The 21,535-nt window shown below is 36.9% G+C and carries 15 protein-coding genes; 9 read left to right on the forward strand and 6 right to left on the reverse strand.

From position 1 onward, the window contains the following. Positions 1-2 precede the first annotated feature (2 nt). The 8 genes from BM327_RS15400 to BM327_RS15435 all read left to right on the forward strand — a co-directional run bounded on the left by BM327_RS15400 (position 3) and on the right by BM327_RS15435 (position 8,807). Entirely contained in the window at positions 3-1,760 is a 1,758-nt protein-coding gene (locus tag BM327_RS15400; RefSeq protein ID WP_139230417.1) for a hypothetical protein, read from the forward strand. Then, positions 1,720-2,130 (forward strand): hypothetical protein, encoded by a 411-nt coding sequence (locus BM327_RS15405; RefSeq protein WP_139230418.1) that lies wholly within the window; start codon positions 1,720-1,722, stop codon positions 2,128-2,130. Before BM327_RS15400 ends, BM327_RS15405 begins: the two co-directional genes overlap by 41 nt. Next, the gene (locus BM327_RS15410) at positions 2,123-2,515 is read left to right on the forward strand and encodes a hypothetical protein (RefSeq protein WP_090253224.1); all 393 of its coding nucleotides are present in this window, start codon (positions 2,123-2,125) and stop codon (positions 2,513-2,515) included. Before BM327_RS15405 ends, BM327_RS15410 begins: the two co-directional genes overlap by 8 nt. 108 nt (positions 2,516-2,623) lie before the next feature. Then, positions 2,624-3,559: an RNA methyltransferase gene (locus BM327_RS15415; RefSeq protein ID WP_090253228.1), complete on the forward strand. Its 936-nt coding sequence runs from the start codon at positions 2,624-2,626 to the stop codon at positions 3,557-3,559. A gap of 80 nt (positions 3,560-3,639) precedes the next feature. Next, positions 3,640-4,668 carry a quinone-dependent dihydroorotate dehydrogenase gene (locus tag BM327_RS15420; protein ID WP_090253230.1) on the forward strand — a complete coding sequence of 343 codons (1,029 nt, stop codon included), beginning with the start codon at positions 3,640-3,642 and terminating at the stop codon, positions 4,666-4,668. Between the two features lie 153 nt (positions 4,669-4,821). Beyond that, positions 4,822-5,640 carry an enoyl-ACP reductase FabI gene (locus tag BM327_RS15425; protein WP_090253233.1) on the forward strand — a complete coding sequence of 273 codons (819 nt, stop codon included), beginning with the start codon at positions 4,822-4,824 and terminating at the stop codon, positions 5,638-5,640. Between the two features lie 86 nt (positions 5,641-5,726). After that, complete coding sequence (locus tag BM327_RS15430; protein WP_090253237.1) at positions 5,727-7,985, forward strand: M48 family metallopeptidase; 2,259 nt, start codon at positions 5,727-5,729, stop codon at positions 7,983-7,985. Positions 7,986-7,988: 3 nt separating this feature from the next. Continuing rightward, a complete protein-coding gene (locus BM327_RS15435; RefSeq protein ID WP_090253242.1) occupies positions 7,989-8,807 on the forward strand; it encodes a hypothetical protein in 819 nt (272 codons plus the stop codon). 48 nt (positions 8,808-8,855) lie between these two features. Here the strand turns inward: BM327_RS15435 and BM327_RS15440 are convergent, their stop codons facing one another. The 6 genes from BM327_RS15440 to BM327_RS15465 form a co-directional block, all read right to left on the reverse strand. Next, the gene (locus BM327_RS15440; protein WP_090253246.1) at positions 8,856-9,782 is read right to left on the reverse strand and encodes a glycine N(alpha)-acyltransferase GlsB; all 927 of its coding nucleotides are present in this window, start codon (positions 9,780-9,782) and stop codon (positions 8,856-8,858) included. Beyond that, positions 9,772-10,593, reverse strand: a complete 822-nt coding sequence (locus BM327_RS15445; RefSeq protein WP_090253250.1) for a 1-acyl-sn-glycerol-3-phosphate acyltransferase — start codon at positions 10,591-10,593, stop codon at positions 9,772-9,774. The genes BM327_RS15440 and BM327_RS15445 overlap by 11 nt, the downstream gene beginning before the upstream one ends. Before the next feature lie 8 nt (positions 10,594-10,601). Next, positions 10,602-11,846 (reverse strand): SPOR domain-containing protein, encoded by a 1,245-nt coding sequence (locus tag BM327_RS15450; RefSeq protein ID WP_090253255.1) that lies wholly within the window; start codon positions 11,844-11,846, stop codon positions 10,602-10,604. A gap of 35 nt (positions 11,847-11,881) precedes the next feature. Then, the gene (locus BM327_RS15455; RefSeq protein ID WP_090253258.1) at positions 11,882-12,736 is read right to left on the reverse strand and encodes an MBL fold metallo-hydrolase; all 855 of its coding nucleotides are present in this window, start codon (positions 12,734-12,736) and stop codon (positions 11,882-11,884) included. A 531-nt stretch (positions 12,737-13,267) separates the two neighbouring features. Then, positions 13,268-15,250, reverse strand: a complete 1,983-nt coding sequence (yidC, locus tag BM327_RS15460) for a membrane protein insertase YidC (RefSeq protein ID WP_090253263.1) — start codon at positions 15,248-15,250, stop codon at positions 13,268-13,270. Positions 15,251-15,259: 9 nt separating this feature from the next. Beyond that, positions 15,260-16,870: a CTP synthase gene (locus tag BM327_RS15465; RefSeq protein ID WP_090253267.1), complete on the reverse strand. Its 1,611-nt coding sequence runs from the start codon at positions 16,868-16,870 to the stop codon at positions 15,260-15,262. A 260-nt stretch (positions 16,871-17,130) separates the two neighbouring features. On the opposite strand from BM327_RS15465, the gene BM327_RS15470 reads away from it, so the two are divergent. Continuing rightward, the gene (locus BM327_RS15470) at positions 17,131-21,174 is read left to right on the forward strand and encodes a DUF7619 domain-containing protein (RefSeq protein WP_090253270.1); all 4,044 of its coding nucleotides are present in this window, start codon (positions 17,131-17,133) and stop codon (positions 21,172-21,174) included. The last annotated feature ends 361 nt before the right edge of the window (positions 21,175-21,535 follow it).

The following is a 21,535-nucleotide window of genomic DNA, read 5'->3' on the forward strand; positions in this document are numbered from 1 at the left end:
TCATGAATAACCGAAAAATGAATTTGGATAGGCCCAAGATTTCATCAGAAGAAATCAGAAATAGACAGAATTTTGATCAAATCTTGGGCAACCTAAAGGCACTGCACAAACCCTTCTATAAAAAGACGTGGTTTTGGGGTACCACAGGTTTAGCCACCGTCGCCGTGGCAATTGGTTTATCGACATTAATAACAAACGAAAATAATCTAGATGAGAACAATACTACTTTAGCGTCAACCACAGCTTTAGCCCCTTTAAGTGAAGCAGATAATTTAGAAGACACACCTTGTATACAAACTCCTGTTGATGGACAAGATGTGCCTTACGAAACATTTAAAGTTTTACCAGGAAAAGACACCACCATCTCAACAGCCAACGGATCTACAATCAGCTTTAAAGCAGCTACGCTAATGGCTCCAGATAATACTTCTGCTGTAGATGTTAAGGTGAGATATTTTGCAGATAAAGCCAGCGCTTTTGTTGCGGGTATTCCAATGACGGTAGAAGAAGGTGCCTTCGAATCTGCTGGTATGTTAGAAGTACGAGGTACTCAAAATGGAGAAGAAGTAGGGATTAACCCGAAAGCACCTTTGGCCATAGACATGCAAATGTATAAACCGAGCGAAGGTTTCAATTTCTATTACCTCAACGAAGATAATGGAGGATGGGAAGACTCTAAATGTGTGTACAGCGATGCGAGTTCTAAGGAGAGGAAAACAGACGCTGAACCTGTTGCAAAGTCTCAAAAAGTTACTTTAGAAAAGGAGTTAGCTCCACAAGAGAAAATTGAAATCCAAGAAAGAATAGCGGAGATAGATGTGGAGCTTGTGGAATTGAAAAAGCAAGAACCACAACGTGCCGACTACAAATTGGTTGAAAATCAGAATTTAGTTTTCGATTTAGACTATGACGTAAAAGAATTTCCAGAGTTGGAGAAATTACAAGGAGTAGGTTTTGAAGCTTTGCCCAATCAAAAACAATATTCAGATATTGTCAAAGAGAATTGGGATAATGTGAAGTTGCAATTGCTAGAAGAAGGTCAATATAAAATTACTTTCATCAAGGGAAGAAAAACAAATTACTTAATTGCACGCCCTGTGTTGTCTGGAAACGATGAAAAAGAAGCGGAGGAATTATTTAACATGGTAATGAGTGACATCAAAGAGCGCAAAGAAGAATTAGTCTTGGAGAAAAAGGCGTTGGAAAAGCGTCAAGAAGATGTGCAGTTGCAAATGAAAAAGTTAATCGAAGAGCAAAAGGCAGCGCGACTTAAGGACATGGAACTTAGAAAAGCTATGTTTGAGGCACAACAACAAACCATGGCAATGGGAAATGCAATTTACAAAGCCACGGCAAGTTTCGAAGCTTTTCAATGGGGAGTATACAACTGTGATTCTCCAAGAAAGTTTCCGAATCCTGCACCCTTGGCTTTTAATTATTACAGTGATGGAGATAATATGCAAGTACAAAAAGCCTATGTCTTTAGTTTTAGTAAGGAAGCTAGATTCGAATATACAGCTGGCTATTTTGGGCTACAGTCTTTAGAAAAAATAGGATTTCACCATGGGAAAAATGTGATATTTGTTCAAGATAAAAATGGTAAACTTGCCTATGCATCTTTTAGCGAAAGTGATTTACCAAAGGAAGGTGTACATAATTTCAAATTAACATCTATCTTAAATGCGGATTTTACAGCAGAAAATATTAAAGCTATACTCGGTGAAAAGACTCCTTCTACTGATAATGTTGCTTTGCGTTAATGTGTACGCCCAAGCGCAAGAGAAAGATAAGATTAAGATAAAAAAGAAACCTACGGAAGTTGATTTTTTACCACACATAAATGGAGTTTATGATGGCGAAATAGCCGTTGAAAAAATTTGCTTTGGAGATGGAATAAAGAATAACCTGGGCTACCAGGTTTTTTCTTTTCAAATTACTTATGTAAAGGAAGGTACAACGGTTACTGAATATATTCGTTCGAATCAAATACCCGATACGGTGTGTGCTCAGCTTCAATTTTTTAATTTAAATCAACGAATATTTATTACTGCCATAAAAGCACTAGATCATTCCGGGCGATTGATAACTTTGGAGCCGTTTAGTTTAATTCCCATAAAAGAAGATGAATAAGTTATTACTCCTATTATTGTTTATAGGTCTTTCTTTAAATTTATCGAGTCAAGACACCATAAAGATTAGAGCGGCAAAGCCAAAACTATATCAAGGTGTGTCTACAGAAATTGCTTCGTGGTACCTCTATTTTTCGAATGAGGTTTATTATTTATGTAAACTTCCCAACAAAAGAACGAAGGAAGCCATGGATTGGTTTGAAAAGCGAAAAGATTCTCAAAATGTATATAAGGGGAGTTTATATGAAGGCAAAGACACCACACTTACGCTTTCAAAAGAAAATAATAGTTCAGAAAAATTGAAATTTTATTTTCATCAGGGGGAGGGTGTTATTGTACTTGTTTCAACGACAGACGGAGTGAAATTTAAGTTTAATGAAGTTTAAACGTTTTTAAGAAAGATAAGAACTATTGGTCTCTCCATTAGGGTGTTGTGAATTCCAATGAGGATCTCTATATTTGTTCTATAACCCACAGTTGAATTCAGCAAAATTATGCGCATTTCTATTCTACTATCCTTTTTACTACTGAGCAGTTTTGGCTTTAGTCAATTCGGTGGTTTTAGTGGTCGTAACTGGAAGCGAAATACCCGTGAATTTAGAATGGGCTTTGGAGCTACAGGTTTCTTGGGCGATCTAGGTGGTAGAGATCAAATCGGTACGGATTATTCTCCCATAGATTTAGATTGGAAGGCAACCTCGTTTTCTTTCATGACAGGATACAGATGGAGGTTTGCACCACAGTGGGCCTTTACCTCAGACCTAAGTTTTGGTATGTTAAGAGGTAGCGATCAATTTACCCAAGAAATTATTAGAAGCAGCAGAAATCTTCACTTTAGAGCTCCTGTAATTCATTCTTCAAACCGATTAGAATTCATTGTTTATGCTTATGAGAAGTCGGGCAGGAGGTATGATTTAAGTGTTAGAAAGGGAAGTCACCACTACAACAATCAGATTTATCTTTTTGCCGGAGTTGGAGCTATGTGCTTTATTCCGCAAGCGGATTTTGGTTCGGGATGGACGAATTTGAGACCTTTAAGTACAGAGGGACAAGGATTTGCTGACGGCGCTAAAAAATATTCAAACTTTACGGTAACAGTTCCACTTGGTTTAGGTATGCGTTTGGCAACCGGGAAATACTGGAGACTAGGAATTGAAGCTACTTATCACATGACTTATTCTGATTATATAGACGATGTTTCAACCGTTTATTACGATCCAGCAGTTTTGGCGGCTTCTATTGGACCTGATGCTGCTTTGGCATCGAATCCTGCTATCGGAAATCAGAACTGGTTTGCACCCGGTCAACAGCGTGGTGACCCCAGTACAAAAGATGCAATACTTTACGTAAACTTGGTCTTTTCGAAGAATATTACAGTTTCTTCCTTTAGAATTAGAACCGAACGTTGGAAAGGGAAAACCAAGTTTTAAGGTTTACGAAATTACAATAGTAAAAAGAGGAGTTGTATCCTCTTTTTTTTGTGCTTATTTTTGCACAAATCTTACGACGAATGTACAAGTTATTAAAGCCAATTCTTTTTAAATGTGATCCAGAGAAAGCCCATCACTTTATTTTTAAAATGATGAAAATCTCTTTGAATACACCTGTGGTTAAATCCATTTTTAGAAGCGTCTATACTTTAGAAGATAAGCGTTTAGAAAGAGAGGTGTTTGGATTGAAATTTAAAAACCCTGTTGGTTTAGCAGCTGGTTTTGATAAGGATGCGAAACTCTTAAATGAACTCGAGAACCTTGGTTTTGGTTTTATAGAATTAGGAACAGTAACACCTCGTCCGCAAGAAGGAAACCCAAAGAAAAGACTGTTTAGATTAATTGGCGATGAAGCAATAATCAACAGAATGGGATTCAACAACCAAGGGGTGAAAGCCATGGTTGAAAAATTGAAAAAACGCAATACTAATATTATTGTTGGTGGAAACATCGGTAAAATGACGAGCTCTACGCCTGATCAATACACTGGTGATTACGTTGAATGTTTTACTGAACTCCATCCTTATGTAGATTACTTTACGGTAAATGTGAGTTGTCCAAATGTGGGAAGTCATGCCAAATTACAAGACAAAGATTTCTTGGTAGACTTATTAAATGCCCTGCAAGACTACAACCAAAAGCAGAGTAAACCAAAACCTATTTTATTAAAGATTGCGCCAGACTTAAATACCATACAGTTAGACGAAATGGTAGAGTTGGTAGCAGAAACAAAGATAGACGGAATCATTGCGGCAAACACATCTGTAAATAGAGAAGGTTTAAAAGCAGATAATCTGGATGAAATTGGAATGGGAGGATTATCAGGAAAGCCCATAGCAAAAAGGTCTACAGAGGTAATTCGCTACTTAGCAGAAAAATCAAACGGAAGCTTCCCTATTATTGGAGTGGGGGGGATACACTCTGCTGAAGATGCTTTGGAGAAATTAGAAGCCGGAGCAAGTTTAGTACAAGTTTATACAGGATATATATACAAAGGACCAAGCTTAGTAAAGGAAATTAATAAAGCTATTTTGAAGGCAGGAAAGTAATTCTTGTTGACTAAAAATATAAGGAAAACCCATCTTGTTAGAGGTGGGTTTCTTTTTGTATAAGGATTATGCACATGGGGCTGTGGTCATAAACCTGACAAAAAAGTGTAGGAATATCCCCGATAATTCTAAATTTGTACCAAAGCATTAATTATGGCAAATAACTTATTGAAAGGAAAAAGAGGGATTATTTTTGGAGCCCTTAATGATATGTCTATCGCTTGGAAAGTGGCAGAACGTGCACACGAAGAAGGAGCGGAGTTTGTATTAACTAATGCACCTATCGCTATGCGTATGGGAGCAATTAACGATTTGGCAGAGAAAACTGGATCTATCGTTATCCCAGCGGATGCAACTAGCGTAGAAGATTTGGAAAAATTAATCCAAGAAGCAATGGATCACCTTGGAGGTAAAATCGATTTCATTTTACACTCTATTGGTATGTCGCCAAACGTAAGAAAGAAAAAGCATTATACAGATATTAACTATAACTACTACAACCAAACATTAGACGTGTCTGCAGGATCTTTACACAAGATCTTGGCTACAGCTCAAAAAATGGATGCCTTAAACGAATGGGGTTCTGTTGTAGCGTTAACGTACATTGCAGCTCAACGTATCTTCCCAGATTACAACGATATGGCAGATGCTAAGTCATTGTTAGAGTCTATCACAAGAAGTTTTGGTTACCACTACGGTATCAAGAAGAAAGTGAGAGTAAATACAATTTCTCAGTCGCCAACAGTTACTACAGCTGGTCAGGGTATCAAAGGATTTGATGAATTCATCAATTTCTCTGAGCAAATGTCTCCACTAGGAAATGCATCAGCAGTGGCTTGTGCAGATTACTGTATTTCTATGTTCTCTGACTTAACAAGATATGTAACCATGCAGAACTTATTCCACGATGGAGGATTCTCTAATACGGGAGTAACGCAACAGGTAATCGAAAGGTTTGGAAGCGAAGACTAATTGAAAAAAAACATAAATTAGGGGTGGCAGTTTTGGCTACCCCTTTTTTGTACATGCTAAAACCGAGCTATTAAACACCCTTAACTATGAAATATTTAAGCCTTTGCTTGAGTCTACTTTCTGTATTCTTTCTGCAAGCACAAATAGATTTTAATAACTACGAAAAGGTTAAATCCAAAGGAGAAATTCCCGAAAGTTTTAAACTTACCTTGGATGAACGTTACAACCAAGACCTAAAAGTAGACTATGGCCTTAGTGGCTATGAACAAAAGGAGTACGTTTTCATGAAAGCAACCTCTTTAGACAACCTCATTCAATCTGGTTTGGTGGTCTATGGGGATGATATGACAAAGTACATCGAAGATTTGGCCAAAAAACTCCTTAAAGATGATGAATATATTTTTGATGAGCTGAGCTTTTTTACCCTACGTTCTAATGTTGCTAATGCTTTCATTACTGGTGATGGAATGGTTTTCGTAACCATGGGACTCTTATCTCAATTGGTTTCAGAAAGTGATTTGGCTTTTGTTTTATCCCACGAAATTGCTCATTACGAAGAAAAACATGTACTTAATTCTTTTAAAAGAAGAAAGGAATTAGAACGTGCCAACATAGAGTTGGAAATAGAAGATTTTAGCACCTATAGTAAACAGCACGAAACAGAGGCAGATTCTTTAGGACTTATTAGATATTTAGAAGCAGGATATAGCATAGACCAAATCGAACAAGTCTTTGATATTTTAATGTATTCGCACTTGCCCATAGATGAAGTAAGTGTGAGTAAGGAGTTCTTGGTGGGAGATTTAGCTCATATTCCAGAAGAATATTTAATGTTGGAAGAAAAAGCCATTGACTATACAGAAGATTACGATGATACAAAGAGTTCTCATCCCAATATTAAAAGCAGAAAACAATTTGCGCTTAAACTATATAAGCAAGAATTAAGCAAGTTTAAGGGGACGCAACAATATTTATTGGGAGAAGATAGGTTCAATCAAATAAGAAGTATAGCTCGTTTTGAACGCGTACAGAACTGGTTGTATTCGAGAGATTACGCCAACTGTTTGTATGAAATTGCTATTCTGGAAAAACAGTACCCAAATAATAAACACCTGATGCGTTCAAAAGCATTGGCTTGGACAAATGCCGCGGTTTACGCCGTAGAAGGGTCTAATAAAGATGTGTTTACAGATCCAGATGATTTAGAAGGGAAAATAGCGGGGGTAAATTATTTCTTTGACCAATTAACCGATGACGATTTTGTGGTGTATGCCCTGCGCAATGTTCTGAATCTCAAGGAGCACTTTCCCAACGATAAAATGTTTGAGAAAATGGAGAACACTTTACTTCATTTAATGCTTTTAGAGGATTTAGATTTGACAAAATTCTATGCCAAGAGTTTAACACAAACAGCCCAAGAGTTGGAAGCCTTGAAAACGAAGCGAGATACAAGCCTTGTTGAGCAAAAAGAAACGGATAAAAATAAATACGGCTACACCCAAGAGGAGTGGGAAAAGTTATCGAAATATGATAAAATAAAAATTAAAAAATCTTTTGTAGATGATGGGGTGATCACGGCTTCAGATAAAATTGATAGTTCGGAGTATCTACTCTATGCCTTATCCGATATAGCACGAGATGAAAAGTATTTAGAACTTTTTTCAACCTACAAAGAAGCATTTAAAGCCAAAGAAGAATTGCAAGATTCTATAAATGAACTTAATCCAAGGCAATATGTTGCGTACTTGGAAGCACAGCCAACGTTAGATTTAAGTGAGGAAAAATTAATTTTTGTAGAACCCGTAGCGGTGCGTAAAAACTTTGGGGTTGTACAATACAATAAAACCTTAAAGCTGAGCGAAAAAATGCATGAGGTTTACGATGAATACCCTTATGTACATGGAAAACAAAATGCAATTGTGAATTTAAATAAGCACAATTTGGCAGAAGTCGGCACAGAAGGATACAATGCCAGAGCTGCCTTAGAAAGATATTTTTACAGGTATTTAGACCTGGGGTCGAGTTATTACGTAAACCCAGATATGGAAGAGTTTGAACAAATTTCGAAAGAGTACAACAGCGATTATTTTGTTTTTTCTTTGTTGCTAGATGATAAGAAGTTAACCCTAGATCCCAATTATGTCTACCTTTCATTTTATACCTTGTTTATTATCTTACCTCCACACATTGCCGTGGAATTAACCAAGATGCACAAGGTGAGGTACGATGTTGTTGTGTTTGATTTACACTCTGGAGATGTTGTGAAACAAAGCTCGTATTCCTTCAACGCTAGGCCAAGTAAAACAATCTTGAGTTTATACCTAAATGATATTTTAAATAATTAAGCCATGAGAAATATTTTACTAATAACAGCAACGTTAATTGCTTTCTCTGGCTTTAGCCAAAAGAAGGTAGGCTACTTCGGGAAGAAGAACTTTATATCCATTGGAGCCAATCCAACCTTTGATTTTAAACTGGGAGACTTTTTGGATTCTCCTTTATACCTCGATGGCGAGGATGTGAAAAGACAAGGTGTGTTTACCTTTAGACCAGGTGGGATCAACCTTGGCTATAGTCGTGCAATCTCCAACCGATTTTTAATAGGAGCCATTTACCGCAGGTCTAATTTTAAATTATATCATCCACAACCCTACAGCACGGGAACAGTTTATTCTCCCATTTCAATGGAAAGAAATCAATTTTCTGTGCATGTTGAATTCTCATCGTATGAATGGAATTCTCTTATTATGGGGAATTTTATGAATAGAATAGAAGTTGGCTATGAAAAGGCAAACTTACCTTTGGAGGGAGAAATTAAGACCGTATTTGAGTCTAGTTTGGGCGAGGATCAACAACTTTCAGAGCAATCTGTGGTAAATACCTTCGGGTATGAAAATATTTACACGAAACCGGAATCTTTTGGAAATAGCGGCTTGTTCTTACGTTATTCCGCTATGCAATCTATGCCGTTGTCAGAAACATTTATTCTGCGATATGGTTTTGATGCCACTTTCCACCTTACGTATATGGAGATGTTCAGAGGTGAATTGGATTATTTCAACTGGACACAGGAAGAAGTAAAATATGGCATCACAGTCAATACCTTTAAATTGATGGCTTTTAGAAGTATCGTAAACTTTAGAACGGAATTGATTATTGCATTATAAAGAAGATTATAGAAATAAAAAAGGGGCTTCATTGAAGCCCCTTTTTTATTATAACATAGGATCTATGTGTCGTGTTTTCTTTTCTTCAAAGATATCAGCAATAGTTACCAATATTCCCGTTTCTTCTACACCTCCGAAGTCTGGGTTCACAGCGGTTCCAAAAGTCTTCATGGTAGGAGAGAGGTGCATGTAAATGTTTACCAAAGGCGGTACATTTTCTCCTCTTGAACGTATGTACTGATTCAATACTTTAAAACCATCTTTAAAATCTAAATCTTTCAATAAAGCTGCATATTCAGCATCATTTCCTTCTGTTTGTAAAGGATGTTTGGGCGAAAGTAAATTTTCTTTGTCAGGAAAATAATGGTGCATGAAATGCAAAAGGAAATCTCTACATTCTTTATCATAATCAGGGTACATCGTAACCTTACCAAAGAAGTATTTGATGTTAGGGTTCGTTACGGTTAACGCTCCTAAACCATCCCAAATGTTGTCTAAAGCAAATAATCCCTTACGCGGGTTAACAGAGGGTTGAAAGTTAGGTTGCACCCAACTTCTACCCAATTCTATGGTGTCTGGAAGATAGTTTTCAATAAAGTCTTCTGAGAAATCAAAGTAGTGTGCCGTGCTCAATTCAGGCTCCCCTTCTTCACGAATGGCATTCTTACATTCTATGAAACGGTATCCCCCAATTATTTCCTTGTCTTCCTTACTCCAAACAATAAGTTGCTGGTAAGAATTTTCATTCGTATCAAATTCATCTAGATCTAAAGAAAGACCTGTTCCTCCTCCTGCCGCTCTAAAGGTAACCTCGCGCAAACGTCCAATTTCTTTAACAACGTTGGGTGCGTTTTGGTTGTTGACAATATAAATTTCATTATCTCCTTTACGCGTGGTGCGTACCCATCTCTCCTGATTCAATTCCTTTTCCAATATTTCAACTGGAATAGGAGCTATTATATCTTTACTTGTCATATTGCTTTTCTAAAGCGTATACTTTGTTTTTAATTTCTTGTGCCCAGGCTTTATCACTTTTGCTTTTGTCTAAGCTTTTCGCCGGGATAGGTGTACCGAACAATACGCGCATCTTTTTATTGTTCTGCTTGTAGAGTTCATTTACAAGATACAACATTTCTATGTTTCCCTTGATTCCTATTTTCTTTCTAATGTTTGATAAACGATAAAAGAAGTTAGATAGTTCGCCATTGATGTGAACGGGAATGATCGTGTTGTTATAGCGTTTAGATCGTGTAATGAAAGTTTTCTTCCATTCTAAATCTTCTACATGACCTTTGATTTTTCTACTGACCAAACCTGCAGGAAATACGCAAATCAATTGATCTGTCCCAAAAAGCTCATCTACCTTGCGCAAAGATTCCTTCTGATTCTTCCCTATTTTATCTACTCCTATGAAAATCTCTTTTAAGTTTTCTAGGTTTAAAAGCACATCATTTACGATGAATTTAATGTCCTTTCGTTTGTGTTGTAGTAGGGTGACAATAGCCATGGCATCCATTCCTCCCAAAGGGTGATTTACGGCCAATACACACGGACCACTATCTGGAACATTTTCTAGTCCTACCGTTGATAGTTCTATATTGAATTTGTCTATAACGGCCTGACAGAACTCAAAACTATTGAGGTCTTTATGTTCATCAATAAAGGCATTTACATCTTGTTCGTGTAGAATTTTTTGAACATAACGAATGATAAAGCCAGGTATCCATTTCAGGAGATTGGCATTTTTCTGAGCGATGATATTTCTAACATCTATGAATTTCTTCATTTTTCTATCTATTGTCGAGAAACATAAGCCCCACTAACTTCTTGTTTTGCTGCAGGAAGTGCATCTACAGCTTCTTGGAAACTGCTATAACTGTTCATGGAAACTCTGTGTAAGCCGCCAAAGATACCAATGATTTCCGCATTGTAGCCCTTGGCTCTTAATTCTTCCACTTGTTTTTCTGCATTTTCAAGCTCGGAGAAGTTTCCACAAATCATTTTGTATTTTCCAGAAGTTTGAACGGGTGTTGTTGTGATTTCTTCTACTGTTTCCTCGGCAACATCATTATCCTCGTCAACTTCCGTTTCTTCTATTGCAGTTTCTGTTTGCTCTAGAGTTGTAACAGTATCTGTATCTACCAATGTTTCATTACGTAAAGTAGTGTCGGCAACGACCTCTTCTTGTTCAGTAGCGGCTTGTTCTTCCACCTCTGGAGTTACTTTAACTTCTGTTTTAGGAGTTTCTTCCTTATTATCGGCAAAGTAAGATTGAATTTTTTCAAGTTGTAAGGCTGCAAAAGTTCCAGCTCCTATAATTAAAACCAAGATGATAATTAATCCAACTCTGTTTTTCTTCTTTTCCTTTTTAGGAGGAACAGTAACCACCTTTTTAACGGTAGCAACCTTAATACCTTCCGTTTTAGGCTGAGGTGTAGGATCTTTTGCTTTGCTTTCTTTTTCAGTTTCTTCTTCCTTTTCCTCAGAAATCACTTCTTCCACCGGAGTAGGAGGAATGTAAGTATTTACTTTTTTAGGAGTTTCTTCGTCTGGTTTTTCTTCAATATCCTCAACGGGAGTTTCTATTTCTTCCGAAATGCTAAGTGTGTCTTCTACTTCATTGTTTGAAAGCTCAACTTCATCCGCAGGAGACAGCTCTTCCTCGGCTTGAGCTTCCTCTTCTTCAACTATGGTCTGCACCGCTGCAACGCCAACATCTTTTATCTTTTCCCAAGGAACAAAAACGATTTTCCCATCTTTGTTTTTGGTGAAAGAACCGAATTCAAACATGTCGTAAGATTCACCCTTATCTAATTGAGCATTGATCTCTCGAACATATTTAGATATGAAATTCAAGGCTTCTTGCTCATCCATGTTAGAGTTCTCCACAATGAAATTCACCAATTTTCCATCGTTGAATTTCAAGTACTCATTAAAAAGTAAATCACCTGTTTTTTCATTGGCAATGATAATGGCCCCGAATTCGGGGATGATAACCGTACTTTCTAATTGAAGTAAAAGCTGAAGATACTTATTCATGGCAAGCTATTTATGTTTAAAAATAGAGTTTTGAATTAAAACAATTCATTAAAACTGAAGGTTTCCGATAAACGTACGCCTTTTTCTGTTTGTTGTACGGTACAACATTCATTTACGCTATCGTGCTCTAAGAACAATATGTATTCCTCCTCTGCAGCGCGTTGTAAGAATTTTCCTTTTTCGTCCAAGGTTAAAAGCGGTCTAGTGTCGTAGCCCATAACATAGGGCAAAGGAATGTGCCCTGTACTTGGCAAAAGATCGGCCATGAAAACCAAGGTTTTTCCTTTGTACTTGATGTGGGGTATCATTTGACTTTCTGTATGTCCATCCACAAACAATAAGTCGATGTTGTTGAATACATTCTTAGCAAAATCTCCTTGTCTATCCACAAATTTCAATTGTCCAGATTCTTGAATAGGCAGAATGTTTTCTGATAAAAAAGAAGCTTTTTCTCTGGCATTGGGCTCTGTTGCCCATTTCCAGTGCTTCTCTGTGCTCCAGTAGGTAGCATTTTTAAACACGGGCTCAAATCCAGTTCTGTCTTTGTTCCAGCGAATGGCTCCTCCACAGTGATCAAAGTGTAAGTGTGTTAAGAATACATCCGTGATATCATCCGGAGAGAATCCTAATTTTTTTAAGTTGCCTTGTAAGCTATCGTCTCCAAATAAGTAGTAGTGAGAAAAGAACTTTTCTGACTGTTTATCTCCTATACCGGTGTCAATTAAAATCAAACGATCACCGTCTTCAATTAACATAGAACGCATAGACCAATCACACATGTTGTTAGCATCTGCTGGGTTGGTTTTACTCCAAAGAGTTTTGGGTACAACACCGAACATTGCACCACCATCTAATTTGAAATTTCCTGTATTTAAAGGGTAAATAGTCATAGCTTCTTATTTTGCCCCTAAGTTATTAAGAGATTTGTAATAAACGAAAAAGGTCGCACTATTTTGTGTAGTGCGACCTTTACCGAAACTAAAACTAAACTATGAAAATTATTGTACCTAATTTTCTTTATTCCAATTCGGGGCTACCACCGAGAATAGAGATAAAGAAAACGAACCCTGGTACCGGGCTGTTAGCGCTATATGCTAACCTGTGGTTTTCCCTTACAACCAACAAATCGTATTGTAAACCTCTTTTAAAATTTTTCACTATTTCTAGCTTCATTTGAAAAGAGATGTTGTATGCTTTTCTCTAAATGCGGTGCAAAGATACATCCACTTTAAAGGGGATACAAATTTATTTTGGCAACAAAAGTTACATTATTGGAAACCAGAGTGTTTACGTATGCTGTTGAAGTGGAATTAATTAACGACTAAGTACTTAACTTGTAGACAGGTATTGATGAACTAGAAGAGGGTAGGAATGAAAAAAGCCCCAGTAAAACTGAGGCTTTTAAGTATGATAGAACAAGATTATTTTTTCATTTTCTCTTGCTGAGCTTTTTGCATTTGCTCAAGTCTTTCTTGGAATTTAGACTTCTTAGCTTTTTTAGTACCACCTGCATTTTCTGCTTTTTTAGCAGCCATTTTAGCTTTTAATTTCTCCTCATCTACAAAGAAGTTCTTAATCAATACCATAGTTAAGATAGACATCAATGTTGAGATGAAGTAGTAGTAACTTAAACCAGATGAGTAATTGTTAAAGAAGAAGATCATCATGATAGGGAAGAAGTACATGATGTATTTCATGTTCGGCATTCCCTCTTGTTGCGGTTGTTGCATGTTACTACTGTTCAAAATCGTGTAGATTAAAGTAGTTGCCGCCATCAACAAAGTGAATAAACTCACGTGATCTCCGTAGAAAGGAATATCAAAACTTAAGTTAGCAATGCTATCGTAAGATGATAAATCCTCTGCCCATAAGAAGCTCTTTTGTCTTAACTCAAAACTAGAAGGGAAGAATCTGAAGACGGCAAACAAGATAGGCATCTGTATCAACATAGGTACACATCCTGCCAAAGGCGAAGAACCTGTTTCCTTGTACAAGGCCATGGTCTCCATTTGCTTTTTCATAGCATCCTCTTTGTTCGGGTATTTCTTGTTTAACTCTTCTATCTCTGGTTTTAAGATACGCATCTTAGCAGATGATGTAAACATCTTCCATTGAATAGGAGTTAATACAGATTTAACTACGATAGTCAATAATAAGATAGCAATACCCAAGTTAATTCCGAAGCTTGCAAACCAGTTAAACAAAGGTTGAATTGCATATACGTTTACCCATCTAAAGATACCCCAACCTAAGTTGATGATGTCTTCTGTTTCGTTGTTGTAAGACGCTAATAATTCGTAATCATTAGGACCAAAGAACCAGTTGATTTTTACAGAACCGTTGTCTGTAGAAGTCATCCCTAAATTCAATTGTGCTTGGTAGTCTTTGATGTGTGTATCGTAAAATGGAGAGTTTTCAGAGAAAGTAGTAATCTTCAAATCTGTACCATTCTTACCGAAACCATTCGCTGGCATCATGATAGAAGAGAAGTAACTTTGCTTGAAAGCGATCCAGTCTAATTCTCCTTCAAACTCATCTTGATCATCATCAGAAGCTTCTGACAAGTAATCGTAGTTTTCATTTTTCTCTTTAAAGAAAACAGTTGAAATTCTTCTTTGCTCTGAAAGTAAACGCTCAGTTTTTGTCAATTTTGCTTGCCAATCTAACATTACGTTTTGCGGAGTAACTTCTCCCAATCCGTGCATACGGATTTCGTAAGTCATATCGTATTTTCCATCTTCTAAAGCGTAGATGTACTCAATAGACTTGTTTCCACCTAAAGAATGACGTAAGGTTACATTGTTTTCGTTCTGACTAACAATTTCGAAAGCTTTCTCAGCAGTAGAATAAACTCCACCCTCGTAAGGGAAACGAAGTGCATTGCTTGCGTGATCACCATCGATTAATTCCAAAGCCGTAATTACACTGTCTTCTTTAGCGAAGTTCTCATAGCTTTCAAATTCTTTTAAAAGAACGTTTGCTACTCTACCACCTTCAGTGTGTAATTCTATCTTTAATTTATCATTCTCTATCCAAACAGAGGTATTCTCAATTGCTGTTGTTGTAGTAGGTGTTTGTAATCCTCCAACAATAACAGTGTCTTTTTGAGTAAGCGTATCTGTGAAAATAGGGTTGTTTAATGAGTCAGTCGCTTGGATCCATGTAGAATCTTCGGTCATGATCATTTTCGCTTGTAGGTTATTGGCTACAGCTACTTGCTTTGCCTCTTCCAAAGAAATTGTATCCTGAGCTTTTGTAATTGCGGCTAAAGAATCTGCAACAGCTTGTTCCCTTGCTTCAATTTGTGCTTGGCGAATTTCCTCTTCTGTGGGTTGATTGAAGTAGGTGTAAAGGGCCAAAAGTCCCCCTATCAAACCTAATCCAATAATTGTATTTCTATCCATTTCGTATGATTACTTTTTGTTCTTTATAGCAGCACCAATGAAGGCTGTAAATAAAGGGTGAGGGTTTTGAACCGTACTCTTGTATTCTGGGTGGAACTGCGCTCCAACGAACCAAGGGTGGTCAGGAATTTCTACTACTTCTACCAATCCTGTTTCAGGGTTACGACCAGTAGCAATCATTCCATGTTTCTCAAACTCTTCTAAATATTCGTTGTTGAACTCGTATCTGTGACGGTGACGTTCATTAACGATTTCCGTATTGTATGCTTCGTAAATGTTTGTTTTAGATTTCAACTTACAAGCGTAAGATCCTAAACGCATCGTACCACCCATGTCAGAAATGTTTTTCTGCTCTTCCATTAAGTTGATAACAGGGTAAGAACAATCGTCAGAAATCTCAACTGTATGTGCATCATCCCAACCGATTACGTTTCTTGCGTATTCAATTACTGCACACTGCATACCTAAACAAATTCCAAAGAAAGGAACTTTGTTTTCACGGGCAAATTTAACGGCTGTGATTTTTCCAGAAATACCTCTAGAACCAAATCCAGGCGCTACTAAAATTCCGTCTAATCCTCCTAATTGCTCCTCTACATTTGCAGAAGTCAATTTCTCAGAGTGTATCCATTTTACATTCACCTTACACTTGTTGGCAACACCACCGTGTATAAAGGCTTCAGAAATTGATTTGTAAGAATCTTTTAATTCAACGTATTTCCCAACCAAACCGATGTTGATCTCAGTTTCTGGGTTTTTAAGTGTAGTTAAGAATTGTTTCCACTGTGTTAATTCAGGAGTGTTCTTACGTGGCAATTGTAATTTCTCCAATACTACCATGTCTAACTCTTCTTCCTGCATCAATAAGGGAACGTCGTAAATCGACTCAGCATCTTTAGATTCGATCACTGCATTTGGACTCACGTTACAGAATTTTGCAATCTTTCTACGTAAAGTCAAATCTAAATCGTGCTCTGTTCTACAACAAAGAATGTCTGGCTGTAAACCTAATTCCAACAATTGCTTCACAGAGTGTTGCGTTGGTTTTGTTTTTAACTCACCCGCTGCTGCTAAGTAAGGAACCAAAGTTAAGTGAATCACGATACAATCGTTTTCAAACTCCCAGTTCATCTGACGAACAGCCTCAACGTAAGGTAAAGACTCTATATCTCCAACCGTACCACCAATTTCTGTAATCACGATGTCGTATTTCCCATCTTTACCTAAGATTTGAATACGCTCCTTGATTTCGTCTGTGATGTGAGGGATTACCTGAACAGTTTTTCCTAAAAATTCACCACGTCTTTCTTTTTCAATAACAGACTGGTAAATTCTACCTGTGGTAACGTTGTTGGCCTGAGATGTGTTAACGTTTAAGAAACGTTCGTAGTGACCTAAGTCAAGATCTGTCTCTGCACCATCATCGGTAACAAAACACTCACCGTGCTCATATGGGTTTAATGTACCTGGATCAACATTGATGTATGGATCCAACTTTTGAATTGTTGTGCTAAAACCTCTGGCTTGTAAAAGTTTTGCCAATGAAGCTGAAATTATTCCTTTTCCTAACGAAGAAGCAACACCCCCCGTTACAAAGATGTATTTAGTAGAATTCGACATTTCTTAAATTTTGTAACTACGGGGCGCAAAGATACAACAAACTAATCCTAATAACCATAAGTTGAACGGCTTTTTCTATGAATAAATGTCAAGAACAGTTATATGTGTTACTTTCTATTTCTAATTGATTTAACGGTAGAGTGTTAACCTAAGAAGCGGCATAGATGTCTCAAATTGATATTACAGAGGGATAATGGAGAATGTAGCAAAGGTGGAGAACATATTATTTTTATTTTTACGGGTAATATAATTACGTTACTATGAAACACCTAATTCTCATACTATCTATCTTATTTTTTGTTCAATCCAATTTCCTTCATTGCCAAACTACAGGATTAGTAGATACGACTTATAATACTTACAATATTGATGTTGAATTCAGTGGGTTTGATGATTTGGTTAAGTCTGTAATACCACTTCCAAATGGAAAGTATTTGGTTGCTGGATTTTTTCAAGAAGTTGATGGAGATTCTTTAAATCGTATTGCTCGATTAAATAATGACGGTACTGTAGATGCCTCTTTCAATGTGGCGGGTGCTGGGTTTGACAATTACGTTTATGGGATGAAACAATTAATAAATGGGAATTACGCAGTTTGGGGAGGTTTTTCGACTTATAATAATCAGGTTGCTGAAAAAGTGGCTATTATAAATTCAAATGGTAATCTTATATATGGTTTTAATAATCTAGATACCGTTTTCACCTATGTTGAGGCCCTTGATGAATTTTCTAATGGTGATTTAGCTATAGCCGGTTTTTATTCAAATCCGATTCCAAATTTCCATAGTAAAATGTTTAGGTACAGTCAGCAAGGCGTAAGGGATACATCTTTTGATAGTGGTATAATTACTGATCAAGGCATTAGGGAAATACTAATAAATTACAATGATGATGTTTTCATTTCTGGTAGGTTCAATGCTGTTAATGGTCAGCAGCAATATTGTATTGCGAAATTTGATTCGATAGGTGTTTTAGATTCTACATTTAATTTGGACTTTCAGCCTTCAAGTTATTTATCGATCTCAAATATGATTGTTCCTGATATGTATTTGTTGATGGACAGTAGTATTTTGATTAGTACCAGTAATATCTCCAGTATTGGAGGTACAGCATGTTCGAATATTTTGAAACTAAGAAATGATGGGAGTTTGGATATCACATTTATTGACGGTGCGAACTCTTTAGTAAATCATGGTATGGTAGAGTCTGCTTCTGGTACATTATACATTGGAGGAAGAAAATTTGATTCCAATGGTGTTGAAGATTCGTCATATTTAAGAGGGACAGGAACTGGAATCTTCGATTATGCTGGTAAGCTGGTGTCATTTGGTTCTGATATATTAAGAAGAAATATTGGAGGAGAATTAGATGCAACATTTCGGCAGAATAAAGGAGTTTTTGGAAGAGTGAATGTTGTAGAACCTTTGCCCGATGGAAGGTATTATTTGGGAGGTACGTTTACATCTGTAGATAAAAATGAATTGTTCGGAGTCGCAAGAATGATGCAGGATGGAACCGTTGATCCAACATTTGATTTTAATCCTGGTTTGACAAGGACCTTTGAAAGTTCAATTTTCCCGACTTATGTTTTAAATGATATTGATGTGCAATCGGATGGGAAATTACTTTTAGCTGGTGAATTTGACATGGTGCACAAGTCTTTTCATGAAGGAGTAGTTCGATTGAATCAAGATGGTAGTTTAGACACAACATTTAAAATGTATCCTACTTATATAGGTGAGTTGTTAGAAGTTTCAGCCTTGGATAATGGAAAGGTTTTAGTTTTTGGTGAAGCTGGGTTTTCTGGTGTGGGTAATGGTTTAGGATATAGCAGTTTAATTCGATTGAATTCAGATGGTTCACTAGATAGTTCTTTTCAATTTGATTATACCGTTCTGAACTCTATAGGCCAGATTAATGATGTAGCTTTTTTACCATCAGGTAAAATAGCCCTTTTGGTTTCTTATACTTGGTATTATGCGCAGCCTTCAGATCCGGAGATATTTATAGTTAATTCAGATGGAAGTATAGATCAGAATTATAATAATTCTACTGACTTGGTGGGAACGCAAAATAAAATCTCATATGATAGTCAAGGTAATTTAATTATCGCACTATCTCATTTGTCGGGACCACCGAATACATATGGAGGGGTTGAAATACCGAATTTGATAAAAATTTCACCTAGTGGTGCTTTGCTTACCCAGTTTGCTCCAGCTATTGATAGTTTGTATGATGTTAAAGATTTTTTAGTATTGCCGAATGATCAAATAGTCTTGGTTTATGGAGATAGTTTGATTCGACTGAATACAGATGGATCAAGGGACTATAGTTTTTTAGGAGTTGCAGGCAGATTCAAAGGATTTAATGTAGGTCATCTGGAATTTGTAGCTGCAACGGGTGATATTATCGCAGGTGCTTATGGGAATGTGTCAAGTAGTAACAATTATACCCCGGGTATTTTTCGCTTCGAAACAGACTATTCTACAGATTGTTCCAACAGAGACTTGGTTGTAGAACATTTTTCTGATATTACCTGTTCGAATGCCGGTGCTTTGGAAATTAAAGCCTTAAATTATCAGGGAGATATCATGTGCTCTTGGGATAACGGTCCATATGTATTAAATGATACGCTGTTTACAACCACCGTTCCTGGTCCACATTATTTGAGTGTTTACGATACAGCTGGGTGTAGTGTTAATTTAGCTTATATATTTTCAGGGTCTCCCAACCAGTATGCTGTAGATGATCGCTTGAACTTAAGTCCTGGAAGTTTCAGACCTGGATTCCCGTCATCCATAGATATAGTGTATCAGAATGATGGATGCTTACCAAGTACAGGAGAGGTGCGTTTGGTTTTGGATTCTTTGCTGAGTTATAGTTCAGCATGGATAGCTCCTGATCAAATTAATGGTGATACGCTGATTTGGAATTACACCTCAATTAATAATGATTCACTTTCTTATGCCAATAGAGTTTTTGTAGGGGTAAGTTTACAAGCTCAAATAGGAGACTTTGTGTACTTAACAGCCAGTATGAATGGAGCTCCAGATGTTGATTCCACCAATAATTCTCAAATTATGATAGGCCCTGTAATCAACGGTTATGATCCAAATGATAAATCGGTTTACCCCATAGGGGAGTGTACGCCTCATTTTGTGGAGGAGGGACAAAAGTTTACGTATACTATTCGTTTTCAAAACACAGGAAATGCTGAAGCTGTGAATATTCATATAGACGATACCTTAAGTCCTTTTCTAGATCCAAATTCAGTGAGAGTGATCGCTTCTTCCCATGATATGTATACGGAATTGTTGGGGAGTAATCTTCTTAGATTTAAGTTTGACAGTATTATGTTAATCGATAGTTTGTCTAGCCCCGAGGGAAGTAAAGGCTATGTGATTTTTGAAGTGGATCACATTGCTCAAGTTTTTGATGAAACCTATATTGATAATCAAGTCGGAATTTATTTTGATTTTAACCCAGCGGTTATTACAAATACTGTATACAATACCATTAAAACACAGGGCTACTTGCAAGCTCCTCAGCAAATGTCATTGCAAGATTGTGACTCTGTATACTGGGAAGGTGATTATTATAACCAAGCCGGTGTGTATGAGAAAACGTATTCCAATATTTATGGGTGTGATTCTACCTTGGTTTTAGATTTAAATCTTTCGCATAGTATTGAATTAAAAGACACCGTGGCAGCATGTAATGAATTCTATTGGCCAGAAACAGGGCAGGTTTATGGAAGTAGTGGTGAGTATCAAGCAATATATTCTGCAATTAATGGATGTGATTCTATTTTAACTTTGAACCTAGATATAACAGAGGTTGATTATAACATAGGTGTTGCTTCGGATGGATCTCTTTTCCCAATAGATTCTTTGCTTGGCTCAACTTACCAGTGGTTTAACTGTGATAGTAACTATATGGTTTTACCGAACGAAACGAATGCTACCTACCTTCCAGCAATAGAAGGAATGTATTCGGTTCAGATAGTTAATGGAGCATGTTCAGATACTTCGTCATGTTTTCTTGTGGATTACTTAAGTACGCAAAATTTTGACTTGAATACCATAGAGGTTTATCCCAATCCTGTACATGATGATATTAAAGTACGTTCAAAAGAGCCTATAACTAGTTTGAGAGTCATAAATAACTTAGGCCAACAAATGGGTTCAGCCCAACCTAACAGTCGAGAATATATATGGGATGTAACGAATTTTACCCCGGGAGTTTACTTATTGCAGATAACCAGTGCGACCGAAGTTAAAACAGTAAGGGTCATTAAAAACTAATTGTTGAAGATCCACCTCTAAAAGGTGGATTTTTTTATTGCCCTATATATAAGGTATAAAATACAAGTTAAGAATGATGAGTTAAGAGTTAAGAAAGCTGAATTAAGAATTCTTATAAGTAGAAGTATTCAATTTTGAATTTTGAATGATGAATTAAACCTGGTGCAGTTGTTTAATTTCAAATCTCCAATCTCCAATCTCCAATCTCCAATTTCAAATATCGAATCTCCAATTTCAAATTTATTTATGCTGTTAGCCGCGCTATTCGTTCTACTCCGTTGTGTTCGGCTTAGTGGTCTATGGTCAAACAACAAGTTTCTTGCAGTCACTTTCTGTTTTCCCTATCCCACACAGCCGCTCC

This window comes from Lishizhenia tianjinensis, assembly GCF_900116425.1.
Lineage (GTDB): Bacteria > Bacteroidota > Bacteroidia > Flavobacteriales_D > Crocinitomicaceae > Lishizhenia > Lishizhenia tianjinensis.